This window comes from Tatumella sp. JGM118 (genome assembly GCF_018257515.1).
Lineage (GTDB): Bacteria > Pseudomonadota > Gammaproteobacteria > Enterobacterales > Enterobacteriaceae > Tatumella > Tatumella terrea.
This window is the reverse complement of record NZ_JAERJR010000010.1, coordinates 92,334-108,944: the sequence shown is the minus strand read 5'-3', so window position 1 is coordinate 108,944 and position 16,611 is coordinate 92,334. Positions and strand designations below refer to the sequence as shown.

12 protein-coding genes are annotated in these 16,611 nt (G+C 52.7%); 9 read left to right on the top strand and 3 right to left on the bottom strand.

The features are described from left to right. Positions 1-772 precede the first annotated feature (772 nt). Together hmsP and JK223_RS11080 are read left to right on the top strand one after the other, a co-directional pair. On the top strand, positions 773-2,785 hold the full coding sequence (gene hmsP / locus JK223_RS11085) for a biofilm formation regulator HmsP (RefSeq protein ID WP_212714240.1): 2,013 nt from the start codon (positions 773-775) through the stop codon (positions 2,783-2,785). Between the two features lie 403 nt (positions 2,786-3,188). Further along, entirely contained in the window at positions 3,189-4,664 is a 1,476-nt protein-coding gene (locus JK223_RS11080) for a pitrilysin family protein (protein WP_212714239.1), read from the top strand. 43 nt (positions 4,665-4,707) lie between these two features. Here the strand turns inward: JK223_RS11080 and ppiC are convergent, their stop codons facing one another. Continuing rightward, entirely contained in the window at positions 4,708-4,989 is a 282-nt protein-coding gene (gene ppiC / locus JK223_RS11075; protein WP_212714238.1) for a peptidylprolyl isomerase PpiC, read from the bottom strand. A gap of 80 nt (positions 4,990-5,069) precedes the next feature. Here ppiC and rep point away from each other — a divergent pair, with 80 nt between their 5' ends. Then, entirely contained in the window at positions 5,070-7,097 is a 2,028-nt protein-coding gene (gene rep, locus JK223_RS11070; RefSeq protein WP_212714237.1) for a DNA helicase Rep, read from the top strand. A gap of 32 nt (positions 7,098-7,129) precedes the next feature. On the opposite strand, the gene gppA is transcribed toward rep, so the two are convergent. Beyond that, positions 7,130-8,614 carry a guanosine-5'-triphosphate,3'-diphosphate diphosphatase gene (gppA, locus tag JK223_RS11065; protein ID WP_212714236.1) on the bottom strand — a complete coding sequence of 495 codons (1,485 nt, stop codon included), beginning with the start codon at positions 8,612-8,614 and terminating at the stop codon, positions 7,130-7,132. A gap of 7 nt (positions 8,615-8,621) precedes the next feature. Further along, a complete protein-coding gene (gene rhlB / locus JK223_RS11060; protein ID WP_212714235.1) occupies positions 8,622-9,911 on the bottom strand; it encodes an ATP-dependent RNA helicase RhlB in 1,290 nt (429 codons plus the stop codon). Positions 9,912-10,028: 117 nt separating this feature from the next. On the opposite strand from rhlB, the gene trxA reads away from it, so the two are divergent. The 6 genes from trxA to wecC all read left to right on the top strand — a co-directional run bounded on the left by trxA (position 10,029) and on the right by wecC (position 16,604). Further along, positions 10,029-10,361 carry a thioredoxin TrxA gene (gene trxA, locus JK223_RS11055; protein ID WP_025904146.1) on the top strand — a complete coding sequence of 111 codons (333 nt, stop codon included), beginning with the start codon at positions 10,029-10,031 and terminating at the stop codon, positions 10,359-10,361. Between the two features lie 347 nt (positions 10,362-10,708). After that, the gene (gene rho, locus JK223_RS11050) at positions 10,709-11,968 is read left to right on the top strand and encodes a transcription termination factor Rho (protein WP_212714234.1); all 1,260 of its coding nucleotides are present in this window, start codon (positions 10,709-10,711) and stop codon (positions 11,966-11,968) included. Between the two features lie 255 nt (positions 11,969-12,223). After that, complete coding sequence (wecA, locus tag JK223_RS11045) at positions 12,224-13,306, top strand: UDP-N-acetylglucosamine--undecaprenyl-phosphate N-acetylglucosaminephosphotransferase (RefSeq protein WP_212714233.1); 1,083 nt, start codon at positions 12,224-12,226, stop codon at positions 13,304-13,306. 33 nt (positions 13,307-13,339) lie between these two features. Then, positions 13,340-14,179, top strand: coding sequence for a Wzz/FepE/Etk N-terminal domain-containing protein (locus tag JK223_RS11040; protein ID WP_212714232.1), 840 nt, complete (start codon positions 13,340-13,342; stop codon positions 14,177-14,179). Positions 14,180-14,217: 38 nt separating this feature from the next. Next, complete coding sequence (gene wecB / locus JK223_RS11035) at positions 14,218-15,348, top strand: non-hydrolyzing UDP-N-acetylglucosamine 2-epimerase (RefSeq protein WP_212714231.1); 1,131 nt, start codon at positions 14,218-14,220, stop codon at positions 15,346-15,348. Further along, positions 15,345-16,604 carry a UDP-N-acetyl-D-mannosamine dehydrogenase gene (gene wecC / locus JK223_RS11030; protein ID WP_212714230.1) on the top strand — a complete coding sequence of 420 codons (1,260 nt, stop codon included), beginning with the start codon at positions 15,345-15,347 and terminating at the stop codon, positions 16,602-16,604. Before wecB ends, wecC begins: the two co-directional genes overlap by 4 nt. Positions 16,605-16,611 lie beyond the last annotated feature (7 nt).

Here is a 16,611-nt window from a genome sequence, read left to right as displayed (position 1 = left end):
AACCTCTTCCGGTTTTTCACCGGTCCCATACCGGCGGGCAGGCTTGTCGCAAGGCCCGGAGTGCAGAGGGCGCGGCCCTGCGCCCTTTGCCCGGTCGCCCACTGCGGGGTAAAGGCAGCCTGCCTTAACATAAAGCGAACGGAGCACTCACGGTCTGCTCATAAAAACCTACAGCTGAACTCCTTACCCACAAACCTGAGAAAAAATCTCCTGGTTTTCTCCGGGCTACCAACCCGGTGACTGACCGCGACATCGCACCGCTGAGCGAGCGAATGCGTCCAGGACGAGCCGCAGGGATGCGGCGAGAGGTCATGCTGAGCAGGAGCGAATGGTGACCGGTCCGTAAAGGACAAATGAGTGAGCGAAGGTACCGCGCAGCGGCGGGCAGGCTTGTCGCAAGGCCCGGAGTGCAGAGGGCGCGGCCATGCGCCCTTTGCCCGGTCGCCCCCGGCGGGGCAAAGGCAGCCTGCCTTAACATAAAAGCGAACGGAACACTCACGGTCTGATCATAAAAAACCACAGACGAACGGAATATTCACTGTCCTGAAAAAGCCATCTTCCTGTTTTCCCGGTGCACCCCCCGGACGGTCCGCGAAAAAGTGGCGACCCGGAGTATTCCGGCGTATGTTAATATTCAGAGTTATCAATAAGTCCCGTAACAATACCCGGAATTAACTTAATTTGCGTCTCTTTACCCATAATACCGGATAGCAACAAGAGTGTATTACTATATACTTTAAATACTTAACGGCATCCTCCCCCGGAGAATCTCTTGCGAGTTCAGCGCTCCCTTACCATTAAACAAATGACTACGGTTTCTGCCGTAGCAATATTGGTTGTCTGTATTTTTATTGCGGTGCAATTATTTCATTTTGTTCAGCAACGCATTACAGAATACGCGCAGCAAATGGAAAATATTGCTCACACCATCCGGCAGCCATTGTCGGAGGCGGTGCTGAAAGCCGATATTCCTACGGCAGAGCAGCTTCTGAATACGCTGAAACCCGCAGGTATTCTGGGTCGTGCGGATATTCTTCTTCCCGATAAATTACAGACCCTGCATGTGGACTTTACCGGTACGCAGTCCGTACCGCCGCTGATGGCGCATATCTTCCGTCTGCCGGTAAGGATCTCTGTCCCGCTGTACCCCGCAGAACAGGCCGGGTTACCGAAACCTCTGGCCTGGCTGGTTCTGGAAGCCGATAACGGCCGGGTCTATCAGTTTGTGATCAGTACGCTGTCTACCATGGTGATCACTTATCTGTTACTGGCTCTGGTACTGTCCGTTACCGTTAGCTGGTTTATTAACCGCCTGATGGTGCATCCGTTACGCAGTATCTGTCAGCAATTGCAGGATAAAAGCGGAAATAACGGGAACAGTACTCGCCTGCGGCTGCCGCAGGGGCACAATGATGATGAAATCGGTGTGCTGGTCCGTTGTATCAACCAGAATCAGTCATTAATGGTATCCATTAATAATGAAGTCGAACGACTGAACACCCATTTTAAACTGACAGATTTACCCAACCGCACGCTGTTTCTGGCCCTGCTGGACCAGTATCTGCACCAGAAGAAAGCCAGTCAGATCGTGGCGTTGATGGTGGTTCGTATTGAGGTATTACCGGATATACTGACCCCGAAAAATAAAGATACTTTTCAGTTGCTGATGGCACGTAAGCTGCGCCGGGCGATGGGGACGCAGGGTATCCTGTCGCAATTGTCGGACAGTGATTTTGTGATGTTTTATGAACATTCGGTCCAGCCGCTGCAATTAATGCGTCAGGCACAGTTACTGATGGAAGAACTGACGCTGCCGTTAAATCTTCAGGATGTCCCGTTACGACCAGCGGTGAGTATCGGTCTGGCGGTGATGGAGCAGGAACCCTTAAAAGCTGCAGAATTTCTGGAGCGCGGGATTTCGGCGATGACATCGGCAGGTCAGGAAGGTATTAATCAGATCCTGTTTTTTGACCCCGTGTTGGAGGAACGTGCCCGGCTGAGAATGGCACAGTTCCACGACATATTGCAGGGGATTCATAATAAAGAATTTGCGCTCTACCTTCAGCCGCAGGTGAATATGGATACCGGCGCGCTGGCAGGGGCTGAGGCTTTATTGCGTATTCGCCGTGAAAATGGCCAATATGCGCTGCCGGAAGATTTCATTACTACGGCTGAAGATATCGGTGTGATGCCGGAAATCGGGCGCTGGGTCTTTGAAGAGGCTTGCCGCATCCTGAATGTCTGGCAGTCGCACGGCATTACTTTACCCCTGAGCGTGAATACCTCAGCGCTGCAATTACAGGATCCGTCGATGGTCAGCCATCTGCAGAATCTGCTCAGCAGCCTGAACGTTAATCCGGGCAGTTTTGTGCTGGAACTGACGGAGACCGCTAAAATTTCTGATACCGAACGGGCCATGGAACTTCTCCGCCCGATTGAAAAAACCGGGGTATCTGTCGTGCTGGATGACTTTGGTATGGGATATTCGAATCTTCATTATTTGCATCAGTTCCGTTCATTACCGGTCAGACGTCTGAAACTTGATCGCAGCTTTGTCAGTGCCTTGCCTGCAGATGATACAATGGTCCGTATTGTGTCTTCGATAGCCGGCATAATGCAGCTGGATGTTATTGCAGAAGGCGTCGAAACGGTAGAGCAACGGGACTGGCTGATTGACCGTGGTATTCATATTGCGCAGGGCTATCTTTATTCGCCGGCATTACCGGAGCAGGAATTTAACAAACGCTGGCTGGGTTTATCTGACAGCACACCGAAAGGTCGTTAGATTTTCGCACCTCCTGCTGTCGCCCGAGCGGACTGGCGGCCGGCAGAATGTGAGGGTGCCGTTCCCTGATGCTGAGGGCGGGGCAGGCGTCAGCCTCCGGCAGCCGGAAAGTAAATTAAGACATTCTTTGTACAAAAAAGCTGACTAAAGGCAGGAATTGATCCTCTTTCATCAACTTTTTCGATGAATCCCCGCTTTTTCCTTGCCGCTCCTCCGGACTTTTGCATAATAATGCCCGAAATTTTCTGAATATTTTTTTCTGTTGCTGCGTGACATCCTGTTTTTTCTGCGGTCAAAAAAGCGATGATCTATTTAAAACAGGTTCAGCTCTGGCTGAAGACCACGTATCACGATGAATTACCAGTGAAAATAATATTTTCACCATTTGAAATTAGGGGTTCACATGCAGGGCACCAAACTTTTGCACTGGATGGGCGGGATTTTGTTCGCAGCGACCAGTTTTACGTTGCATGCCGAGGCCCTTCAGCCAGATCCTGCCTGGCAGCAAGGGAAACTGAAAAACGGATTCGGCTGGCAGGTACTCTCGACGCCACAGCGTCCGTCAGATGATGTGGAATTACGGCTGGTCGTCGAAAGCGGATCACTGAACGAGAACACATCGCAGACCGGTTACAGCCATCTCCTGACACGTATTGCACTGGTGCATAATACGGCGATCACCCCTGCTCAGCAGCGTGAGATATGGCAGCAGAGTATCAATAAGCAGGGCGCATTACCGCCAGCGATTACGTCATATGATTACACGCAATATAACCTGAGTCTGCCCGCTAACCGGCCAGACCTGATGAAAGATGCGCTGCAATGGCTGGCCGCCACTGCCGGCAATATGTCCATTGACCCGCAGATCGTTAATACCGCAGAGGCGGCCTCAGACCCTACCAGTACCTGGCCTGCGAATCCGGCCTCCGCCTGGTGGCGTTACCGGCTGAAAGGGTCGGCGTTATTAGCCCATGACCCTCAGGTCAGCCCCGTCACGCCGGTTAACCTCCCCGGGCTGAGTGATTTCTACCATCAGTGGTATACCCCGGATGCGATGACGTTATATGTGGTCGGGAATGTAGATAGCCGGGCATTATCCGAACAAATCAGCAAAGCCTTTAGTCCGCTGAAAGGCAGACGCAGCACTCCGGCACCGATGGCCATATTACCGCCACTGACGGGTAGGGCCGTGGGCCTGGCAGACGATGAGCGGGCCACCGACAGGTTGTCACTGATCTGGGATATGCCCTGGTCACCGATTACCGATTCACAGACATTACAGCAGTACTGGCTGGAAGATTTAGCCCGTGAGGTGCTTTACTGGCATCTGCATCCGGCCACCGGAGATAACACCGGGCCAGATGCGGTGTTCGGGCTGGACTGTCGGGTCTATTATCAGCGTGCACAGTGCGGACTGAATATCGATACCTCCGGGGATCATCTGCCAGCGCAACTGGAGCGGGTAGCAAAAGATTTTGTCACATTACGCGACAAAGGCTTGTCTCAGGATGAATTTGATCATCTGATGACCGCGAAACTGGCTGAACTCAACACGTTGTACGCGACTTATGCCAGAACCGGCACCGATATCCTGGTTGCCCAGCGTTTGCGCTCACAGCAAAACTCGGTGGTGGATATTTCTCCGGAACAGTACCAGCGTTTACGGCAGGCATTCTTAGCCGGCCTGACCGCAGACACATTAAACCATCAGCTGCATACCCTGCTTGCTCAGCCCTTTACCATGGTGCTGGTACAGCCGAAAAATGAGCCAGCGATTCCGGTCAATAGTCTGCGGGAAACGTTTGATAATATTGTCACTCCTGACCAGAACGACGTTACCCTTCCGGTCAGTACCGCGACATCTGCGGCTTCTTCCTAGCGGGGGAGCAGTACAGAGTGCTGTGGCGCTGATCAACGACGGATCAGCTACGCCACAGCACTTTGATGATATGGTAACCGAAGCTGGTTTTTACCGGGCCGTAAGGCGTCAGTAGCGGGCAGGAAAATACGGCTTTATCAAATGCCGGAACCATCTGACCACGACGAAATTCACCCAGCTCACCGCCTTTCCTGCCGGAGGGGCAGGTGGAGTGCTGTTTCGCCAGTTGCTGAAAGCTGGCTCCTTTTTGCAGGCGGAGTAATAATTCTCTGGCCTGTGCTTCTTCTTTGACCAGAATATGTAATGCGGCGGCTGTCTTTGCCATATCTCGACTCCCTGAATCTGAGATGTGTATACTTGCCGCCTTATATACCATCCTTTAAGTCACAAACAGAGCGATTTCTTATGCGTTTAAACCCCGGTCAGCAGCATGCCGTCGGGTATGTTACCGGTCCATGTCTGGTGCTGGCGGGCGCCGGTTCCGGCAAAACTCGTGTGATCACCAACAAAATTGCCCACCTCATTCGGGAGTGCGGGTATCAGGCCCGGCATATCGCCGCCGTGACCTTTACCAACAAAGCCTCACGGGAAATGAAAGAGCGTGTGGCGCAGACTCTCGGGCGAAAAGAGGCCAGGGGATTATTTATTTCGACCTTCCATACCCTGGGACTGGAAATCATTAAGCGTGAATATGCCGCACTGGGAATGAAATCGAATTTTTCCCTGTTTGATGATCAGGACCAGATGGCGCTGCTGAAAGAGCTGACCCGCCCCTGGCTGGAAGAAGATAAAGCACTACTGCAGCAACTGATCTCGACCATCTCTAACTGGAAAAATGATCTGATTGATCCTGCGGGGGCCGCGGGTCTCGCCCGCGCCGGGCAGGAGGCCATTTTTGCGCACTGTTACCAGTTGTATGATCAGCATTTACGCGCCTGCAACGTGCTGGACTTTGATGACCTGATCCTGTTGCCGACGCTATTGCTGCAGCGTAATGAGCAGGTCAGGGAACGCTGGCAGCAGCGTATCCGCTATCTGCTGGTCGATGAGTATCAGGATACCAATACCAGCCAGTATCAGCTGGTCAAATTACTGGTCGGTTCCCGGGCCCGTTTCACGGTGGTGGGAGACGATGATCAGTCAATTTATTCCTGGCGAGGTGCCAGACCGCAGAACCTGGTGCTGCTGAAACAGGATTTTCCGGCCCTGGAAGTGATCAAACTGGAACAGAATTACCGCTCTTCGCAGCGGATACTGCGTTCTGCCAATATCCTGATTGCTAATAATCCGCATGTGTTTGAAAAGAAACTGTTCTCTGAGCTCGGGGAAGGGAGCCTGCTGAAAGTTATCACCGCCAACAATGAAGATCATGAAGCGGAAAGAGTGACCGGGGAGTTGATTGCTCATCACTTCATTAACAAAACCCATTACCGCGATTATGCCATTCTGTACCGGGGAAACCATCAGTCACGGGTGTTTGAAAAACTACTGATGCAAAACCGTATTCCCTACCGGATTTCCGGCGGGACATCTTTCTTCTCCCGTCCCGAGATCAAAGATATTCTGGCCTACCTGCGGGTATTAACGAATCCGGAAGATGACAGTGCCTTTCTGCGGATTGTGAATACGCCGCGACGTGAAATCGGCCCGGCAACGCTGCAGAAACTGGGCGAGTGGGCCGGCATCCGGAATAAGAGCCTGTTTCATGCCAGTTTTGACCTCGGTCTGGGCGAACGCTTACCGGCCCGCAGCCTGGAACATTTGCAGCGTTTTACCCATTGGCTGAATTCGCTGGTAACGCTCAGTGAACGGGAACCCGTGGCCGCCGTGCGTGACCTGATCCACGGTATTGATTACGAAAGCTGGCTGTATGAAAGCTCTGCCAGCCCGAAGGCCGCCGAAATGCGGATGAAAAACGTGAATACTCTGTTCCGCTGGATGACAGAAATGCTGGAAGGTACGGATCTCGATGAGCCGATGACGCTGACACAGGTGGTCACCCGTTTTACCCTGCGCGATATGATGGAGCGGGGAGAGAGCGATGATGATCAGGACCAGGTGCAACTGATGACCCTGCATGCGTCAAAAGGTCTGGAATTTCCTTATGTGTATCTGGTCGGGATGGAAGAAGGGTTACTGCCACATCAGAGCAGCATCGACGAGCAGAATATCGAAGAAGAACGTCGTCTGGCGTACGTGGGAATTACCCGCGCACAGAAAGAGCTTACCTTCACTCTGTGTCGTGAACGTCGTCAGTATGGAGAACAGATGCGTCCGGAGCCCAGTCGCTTCCTGCTTGAGTTACCGCAGGATGATTTAGTATGGGAGGGGGAACGTAAAAAAATGAGCAGCGAAGAGCGCATGGTCAACAGCCAGAGCCGGGTGGCAGGCTTACGCGCAATGCTTGAGCAGTCTAAAAAGCAAAACGGCTAAGTTTACCGGCCCGGAAGGGCCGGTATTGCCGCTTAGTTCAGGGTCAGTGTCCAGTGGACATAACTCTGATAGTGACATTCCTGTTCCAGAAACTCAGCACGCAGCGGATGGGCTTCCAGCCAGCCTGCGGGCAGCGTCAGGTGCATCTCTTCGTCATCGGCCTGTAACCTGACAGCAGGTAACGTATTGTCACGGCGCCGGCTGGAAAAAATGATCGCCAGTCTCAGTAACCGGCAAATTCGTTCTGCCAGCCGGGGGGGTAAAGCGTTCTGCCGGGCCAGCAGCGCCAGATCAATACTTCCCTGCTGGTTTTCCAGTAACGAAGACAACAGGTTTTTCTGTGCCGGCGTAAAGCCAGGAAGATCGAGCGAGCGGACCAGATACGCCGAATGACGCGGTGCCTGGCGGTGGTCAACACTGAGGCCTATTTCATGAATAGCACAGGCACTCTGCAATAACTCCCGACAGCGGGCATCCAGCTTCCAGCTCTGGCTTACCTGACGGAAAAAAACCTCTGCCAGTTGTTCCACACGCGTGGCCTGTTCGGCATCGATGGAGAAACGGTTCTGGATATTGTGTAAGGTCCGGGTACGGATATCTTTGTCGATAGGCAGGTTCAGCATACCGTAGACCAGCCCTTCACGCAGTGCGCCTCCGGCCAGGGTCATGCTGTCTATCTGCAGTTCACGGAAAATGGCAATCAGGATAGACAAACCGCTGGGGAAAACCAGCGCACGTTCCAGTGTCAGTCCTTCAATTTCCAGCTCTTCAAGTTTACCGCACTGAATAGCCCGCTGTTTCAACTGCAACAGTTTGTTCAGGGTGATCTGTTCATCCATCCCCTGAGCGACCATGATTTCCTGCAGTGCCTGAACCGTTCCTGAAGCGCCTACGCAGATTTTCCAGCCATGCCCGCGTAATGTGGCGGCCACTTCGCGGACTTTTTCCTGTGCCGCGAGCTCTGCACGCTCAAAATTGGCTTTGGTCAGGCAGCGATCGGTAAAGTAACGCTCAAGCCAGGTGACACAGCCCATGGACAGGCTGAACAATGCTGTCGCCTCGGCCCCTGAACCGGTGACCAGTTCGGTACTGCCGCCCCCGATATCGACGACCAGGCGCTGGTCCGGCCCCCCGGTGGTATGGGCGACTCCCTGATAGATAAGGCGGGCTTCTTCTTCGCCGCTGATGACCTCGACAGGGCACCCCAGAATATCCTCTGCCACCGACAGAAACTGCTGTGCATTCGTCGCCAGACGCAGGGTAGCGGTCGCGACCACACGGATCTGGCTGACGGGAATATCCTGCAGTTGTTCTGCAAATAAGCGCAAACATTGCCAGCCCCGGGCCATCGCTTCGTCAGAAAGATGATTTTCCTGACTCAGGCCGGTCGCCAGGCGCACCTTACGTTTGATCCTGGCAACGGTCTGGATGCTGCCGGAAATACCGCGCACCACCAGCATATGAAAACTGTTAGAACCTAAATCAATAGCAGCATAAAGTGATGATGCGCTCTGCATGGCTGACTTAACCTGAACGTTTACGGTTATTGTTGCGTGGAGGCCCGTTTCGACGATTGTTATTACTGCTCCTGCGGCTGTTATTTGCCGGACGGCGTGCCAGCCGTTTAGGGGCAGGTAAATCTGTCAATAAAGCTTCACTGTTATACTTACTGACCGGGATATTGTGGCCAATGTATTCTTCGATGGCCGGCAGATTAAGCGCATATTCTTCACACGCGAGGCTGATAGAATGTCCGCTGGCACCTGCACGCCCGGTCCGGCCTATACGGTGAACGTAATCTTCACGGTCATCCGGCAGGTCGTAGTTAAACACATGTGTCACTTCCGGAATATGTAATCCACGCGCAGCAACATCGGTTGCCACCAGAATATCCAGATTCCCTTTAGTAAAGTCTTCCAGAATACGCAGGCGTTTTTTCTGTGGGACATCACCGGTTAACAGTCCGACACGGTGGCCATCTGCCGCCAGGTGCCCCCAGACATCCTCACAGCGATGTTTGGTATTGGCAAAAATAATGGCGCGATCAGGCCACTCTTCTTCGACCAGTGATTGCAGTAAGCGCATTTTCTCGTCGTTAGACGGGTAGAAAAGCTCTTCTTTTATGCGGTGACCTGTTTTCTGATCAGGTTCAACTTCGACATATTCTGCATTGTTCATGTGTTCAAATGCCAGTTCACGCACACGCCATGACAGGGTCGCGGAAAACAGCATATTCAGTCGCTGAGAAGCCGCAGGCATCCGGCGGAATAACCAGCGAATATCTTTGATAAAGCCCAGATCAAACATCCGATCGGCTTCATCGAGCACCACAACCTGGATAGCGCTCAGGTCGATGTAGTTCTGTTTGGCATAATCAATCAGTCGGCCGGTGGTACCAATCAGGATATCAACACCCTGTTCCAGAACTTTCAGCTGCTTATCGTAACCATCACCGCCATAGGCAAGCCCCAGGCGTAATCCGGTGCTCTGTGCCAGGGGTTCTGCATCGGCATGGATCTGCACCGCGAGTTCGCGGGTCGGAGCCATGATTAATGCCCGTGGCTGATTCACTTTTCGGCCTTCTGCGGCCGGGTGAGAGAGTAAATAATGGAACGTTGACGTCAGAAACGCCATCGTTTTCCCCGTACCGGTTTGCGCCTGACCCGCGATATCACGCCCAGAAAGGGTGTAAGGCAGTGCGAGTGCCTGAATCGGTGTACAGTACTGAAATCCTTTACTATCAAGGGCTTTCACTACCTGAGAGTGCAGCGCGAAGTCGGAAAACTTCTTTTCTGTTAAGTGTGTTTTGCTCATAGTGTGGTAGAATATCAGCTTAATGTCGCTTTACGAAAGCGTATCCAATGAAATAAAGTCAACTTACGTTGATACATTTTACGCCAATTCACCAGGCATAATTTTGTGGAGCAAAACATGAGCAGCGATAAAATTGTTCACTTGACCGATGACAGTTTCGAAACCGACGTCCTGAAAGCGGAAGGTGTGACACTGGTAGACTTCTGGGCTGAATGGTGTGGTCCTTGCAAAATGATCGCGCCAATCCTTGATGAAGTCGCGGAAGAATATCAGGGCAAACTGACGGTTGCTAAGCTGAATATCGATGATAACCCGGGCACAGCGCCTAAATACGGTATTCGTGGTATCCCGACGTTACTGTTATTTAAAAACGGTGAAGTTGCTGCGACCAAGGTCGGGGCGTTATCCAAAGGTCAGCTGAAAGAATTCCTGAACGCTAATCTGGGTTAAGATCAAATACAGACGTCGGTGGTGGTTTATTTTTGTGCTGTCACTAGACGTCTGCTTTTTGTCGTGCTAAGTTAATCCCACTGCATTACGCTCTTACCAGTAGTCAGAATCTAAGATTTCCTTTTGTTAAGCCGGTCTGTGTATCCGTCAGAGTGGGTTAGCAATCCGGTGGGTTACCACCACGTCGCATTAAGGCTGTCTCGTCATAGATTGTCTCTGTATATTGATGACTTCATTGTCGGACACCTGGTTAACATATTTCTATTTACAGGTTACAGGCCGGATTTCCTGCCATACCACTCATGACTAACATTTCGAGTAATACCCCGAGTCAAGAACCCATCACTATGAATCTTACCGAATTAAAAAATACGCCGGTTTCTGAGCTGATTACTCTCGGCGAAAATATGGGGTTGGAAAACCTCGCGCGTATGCGCAAACAGGACATTATTTTTGCCATTCTTAAGCAGCATGCGAAAAGTGGTGAAGACATCTTTGGTGATGGTGTTCTGGAAATCCTGCAGGATGGCTTTGGTTTCCTGCGTTCAGCGGACAGCTCTTACCTTGCCGGTCCGGATGATATTTATGTATCGCCAAGCCAGATCCGTCGCTTCAACCTGCGTACGGGTGACACCATCGCCGGGAAAATACGCCCGCCGAAAGAAGGTGAGCGTTACTTTGCCCTGCTGAAAGTCAACGAAGTTAACTACGACAAACCTGAAAACGCCCGCAATAAAATCCTGTTCGAAAACCTTACCCCGCTGCATGCCAACAATCGTCTGCGTATGGAACGTGGTAATGGGTCGACCGAAGATATCACTGCCCGTGTGCTGGACCTGGCATCGCCCATTGGTCGCGGACAGCGTGGTCTGATCGTCGCGCCACCGAAAGCAGGTAAAACCATGTTGCTGCAGAACATCGCGCAGAGCATCGCCTACAACTATCCTGATTGTGAGCTGATGGTCCTGCTTATCGATGAACGTCCGGAAGAAGTGACCGAGATGCAGCGTCTGGTGAAAGGTGAAGTCGTTGCGTCGACGTTCGATGAGCCAGCTTCCCGTCACGTTCAGGTCGCAGAAATGGTTATCGAGAAAGCCAAGCGCCTGGTTGAGCACAAGAAAGATGTCATCATCCTGCTGGACTCCATTACCCGTCTGGCCCGTGCCTATAACACCGTGGTCCCGGCGTCCGGTAAAGTCCTGACCGGGGGTGTGGATGCGAATGCATTACACCGTCCGAAACGTTTCTTTGGTGCTGCCCGTAATGTGGAAGAGGGCGGAAGCCTGACCATTATTGCCACCGCACTGGTGGATACCGGCTCTAAAATGGATGAAGTCATCTATGAAGAGTTTAAAGGGACCGGTAATATGGAACTGCATCTGTCGCGTAAAATTGCTGAAAAACGTGTGTTCCCGGCCATTGATTACAACCGCTCAGGAACCCGTAAAGAAGAATTACTGACCACGCCTGAAGAGCTGCAGAAAATGTGGATCCTGCGTAAAATCATCCACCCGATGGGTGAGATTGATGCAATGGAATTCCTGATCAACAAACTCGCGATGACCAAAACAAACGAAGAATTCTTCGATATGATGAAGCGTTCTTAATCGATCGTTTTTTCCGGTCGTAGGAATTTGTTGAAAGTAGTGAAACGCCACGTCTTTACGTGGCGTTTTTATTGAACAGGTTATAGCATTATCAGGGACAGGGAAATTTGTGACGGAGCTACACATGGGGACCACATCTGCGAAGAATGTCGCCGGCAGCACAGAACTCACTCTCTGAATCAAGGTAAAAACGTCAGGAGTTTTTTATCGTAGTGAGAATTCTAACTGAGAGCGTTTAATGTGAATTTACTCGAGATGAGTTCTGAACTCTGTCTGACTTTTCTTTTCTCGCTGGGATTTTTATTTTTCGCCCGCAAGCTGGCGAAAAAAGTGGGACTGGTGGATAGACCCGATTACCGTAAACGCCATCAGGGAGCGATTCCTCTGGTCGGCGGTATCTCGGTGTTTGCGGGCATTTGTTTTGCCCTGTTGCTGACGAACAGCTATCAGCCACATGCCACACTCTACCTCTGCTGTGCAGGCGTACTGGTGCTGGTGGGGGCGCTGGATGACCGGTTCGATATCAGTGTCAAACTGCGTGCGCTGGTACAGGCAGCCATCGCAATTATGATGATGGCCGGTGCCGACCACTATCTGATAAGTTTTGGCTTTGTCATTGGTCCCATCGAATTAAGCGTCGGGCCGTTCGGTTATCTGCTGACACTCTTTGCCGTCTGGGCGGCGATCAATGCCTTCAATATGGTCGATGGAATCGACGGACTGCTGGGCGGACTGTCGTGCGTCAGCTTTGGCGCATTAGGGATTATTCTTTTTCTGAAAGGGCAACTCAGCATGGCATTCTGGTGCTTTGCGATGATTGCCGCCACTCTGCCTTATATCTTACTCAACCTCGGGCTACTCGGCCGGCGCTATAAAGTGTTTATGGGCGATGCCGGCAGTACGATGATTGGTTTCACTATCATCTGGATCCTGCTCGAAGCGACCCAGGGCTCGACCCATGATATCCGGCCGGTCACCGCCCTCTGGATCATCGCCATCCCGTTAATGGATATGGTTGCCATTATGTATCGCCGTTTGCATAAAGGGATGAGTCCGTTTTCTGCCGATCGCCAGCATATCCATCACCTGATCATGCGTGCCGGCTTCAGTTCCCGTCAGGCATTTTTACTGATCACCCTGTCTGCTGCCATACTCGCAGCTATCGGGGTTATCGGTGAATATCTGCCTATCCCCGAATGGATAATGATGGTGTTATTCCTGGTGGCGTTTTCAGGCTATGGCTATTGCCTGCGGCATGCCTGGCGGGTCGCCAGACTGATCCGGCGGCTGAAACGCCGCTGGCACAACCTGCATAATGATCGTAACGACCGGGATTAACCCGGATTTCCCCGGTAATAAGGACTGACCTGTATGGCTTCTTCTGTTGAAAATGAACTGGATATTGCGCTGTTATTCAGGCGGTTGTGGCGGGGTAAGGCACTGATTGCCGGTGTTGCCCTGGCCGGCGTACTGCTGGCCGCGGGTTATGCACACTGGGCAAGACAGGTCTGGAGTTCAACGGCGATCGTTGACCGGCCGCAACTGAGTCAGTTGGCCGTTTATTACGATCAACGGCAACTGCTGACACTGCTGGAAGGGGACACCTCATCGGCACTGAATGCTTCAGCGGTCTGTGATGAGGTGTATCAGGAGTTTCTGTTACAGCTTTCCTCCTGGGACAGTCGCCGGGATTTCTGGCGTCGTTCGGATTACTTCCGCGACAAAGTGAAGGCGCATCCGGACCGGCAGGCCATGATTCTTGACCGGCTGATAAGCGACATCCGCTTTCAGCCTGCGGATGCAGCCCGTGGAACCCATGATACGGTGATACTGCTGGCTGATAATGCGGCAGCCTCCAGCCATTTACTGAGCGACTATGTCAGTTTTGCCAGCCAGCGGGCGGTCGCTGTGCTGAACAGCAACTTACGGGAAGAATGGCAAAGTCAGTGGCGGGCGAACCAGGTCCGGGCCATGAAATCACCGGCAGACGCAGGACCGATGGCGGCTCAGCCCCTATCGGTATCACCATCGACACCGATAGGGGCTGAGCCACGGCTATCGGACGATATCCGGACATGGCGCTATTTACGTTCCCCTGAGCCACCCATCAGCCGCGAAAGCCCGCGTCTGGTGCTGCTGATGGTGATGTGGGGCGTGACCGGTGCGATCGCGGGAGCGATCATTGCGATTAGCCGTCGTCAGGTGACCTGATGGTGGCAGATAAACCGCTCGATCCGAAAGGAGCCGTTGTGAAAGTACTGACTGTTTTCGGCACGCGTCCGGAAGCCATAAAAATGGCCCCCCTGGTCACCGCGCTGGCAGGGGATGCGCAGATCGATTCACGCTTATGCGTGACGGCACAACATCGTGAAATGCTCGACCAGGTTTTACGTTTATTCCGGCTGGCGCCGGATTACGATCTTGATATCATGCGACCCGGCCAGGATCTGACCGCCATCACCTGCCGTATTCTGCAAGGCCTGCAACAGGTACTGGCAGAATTTCGTCCGGATATTGTGCTGGTACATGGAGACACGACCACCACGATGGCCGCCAGTCTGGCTGCGTATTATCAGCGTATTCCGGTCGGCCATATTGAGGCCGGATTGCGTACCGGTGACCTCTTTTCTCCCTGGCCCGAAGAGGGTAACCGCAAAATTGCCGGGCATCTGGCCCGCTTTCATTTTGCGCCGACCGACTGTTCGCGTGAGAACCTGTTGCGGGAAAATATTCCTGCTGAGCGGATCTTTGTGACCGGGAATACGGTCATCGATGCGTTGTTGTCGGTGAGAGCAAAAATTCTCGGGGACAGCACGCTGGAGCAACAACTGGCGGCACGATACCCCTTTCTCAACCCGGAACAACCGATGATACTGGTCACCGGCCATCGCAGAGAGAGCTTTGGTGAAGGGTTTGAGCGGATTTGCAGTGCGCTGGCCGAACTGGCTGTCCGGCATCCGGAGGCTCAGATAGTCTATCCGGTGCACCTTAATCCGAATGTCAGTGCGCCGGTCAGACGTATCCTCGGGGATATCACTAATATTTTCCTGATAGAGCCGCAGGATTACTTACCTTTTGTCTGGCTGATGAACCGTGCACGGTTGATCCTGACAGATTCCGGCGGGATACAGGAAGAAGCTCCCGCACTGGGCATCCCGGTACTGGTGATGCGTGAGACAACGGAACGTCCTGAAGCGGTTGCGGCAGGTACTGTACGACTGGTCGGTACGGATATTACGAAGATTGTGGAGCAGGCCTCCTTATTATTACAGGATGCTGATCACCGCCAGGCCATGTGCGGGGCGCATAATCCGTATGGCGACGGTACCGCCTGCCAGCAAATTATAAAAATATTAAAACAGCACAGAGTAACGTTATGAGTTTTGGAACGATTTCTGTTGTCGGCCTCGGCTATATCGGCCTGCCTACGGCGGCAGTTTTTGCCTCTGAGAAACAAAAAGTGATTGGGGTCGATGTGAACCCGCGTACCGTTGATACCATCAACCGCGGTCATATCCATATTATCGAACCGGATCTTGATCAGGTGGTGGCCCGGGCGGTGCGTGAAGGCTATTTACGGGCAGCACTGACCCCGGAGCCGGCCGATGCCTTTCTTATCGCCGTGCCGACGCCTTTTGCTGAGGGTCATCAGCCTGATTTACGTTATGTCCGTTCGGCGGCAGAGTCTATTGCCGGTGTGCTGAAGAAAGGTGATCTGGTGATCCTGGAATCCACCTCGCCGGTCGGTACCACGGGTCAGCTTGCCGGATGGCTCGCTGCGCTACGGCCTGACCTGGTCTTTCCGTCGCAAAGTGGATCGCCGGATATTCATGTTGCCTATTGTCCCGAGCGGGTGTTGCCCGGAAAAATCATGACTGAACTGGTTAATAATGACCGGGTCGTGGGGGGAATGACGGAACGCTGTGCCGAACGCGCCTGTGAGCTATATCGTCTGTTTCTGAAGGGGGAATGTGTCACGACCGACGACCGTACCGCAGAAATGTGCAAGCTGACTGAAAACAGTTTCCGCGATGTTAATATTGCCTTTGCTAACGAGCTCTCAATGATTTGTGATGAGCAGCAGATCAATGTCTGGCAACTGATAGCTTTGGCTAACCGGCATCCCCGGGTCAATATTCTGCAACCGGGGCCCGGGGTGGGCGGCCACTGCATCGCCGTTGACCCGTGGTTTATTGTGGCACAAAACCCGCAACAGGCCCGTCTTATCCGTACGGCCCGGGAAGTCAATGACAGTAAGCCACAATGGGTGCTGAATCAGGTAAAACAGCAACTGGCTGACTGCCTGAATGCTACCGGTAAGCGTGCTGCGGACATCCGCATTGCCTGCTTCGGGCTGGCCTTCAAAGCTAATATCGATGATTTACGTGAAAGCCCGGCATTAGATGTTGTCGGGATGATCAGTGACTGGCATCAGGGAGAAGTGCTGGTGGTGGAACCGCACATTGATACGGTTCCGGCGGCGTTAGCGGGTAAAGTGACGCTGACTGACAGCACGAATGCCCTGCAGCACGCCGATATCCTGGTCATGCTGGTGGATCATCAACAGTTCCTGCACATTGATCCCGCGTTGCTCGCGGATCGACGCAGAGTCGATACCCGGGGCATCTGGGGATAAACCTGAA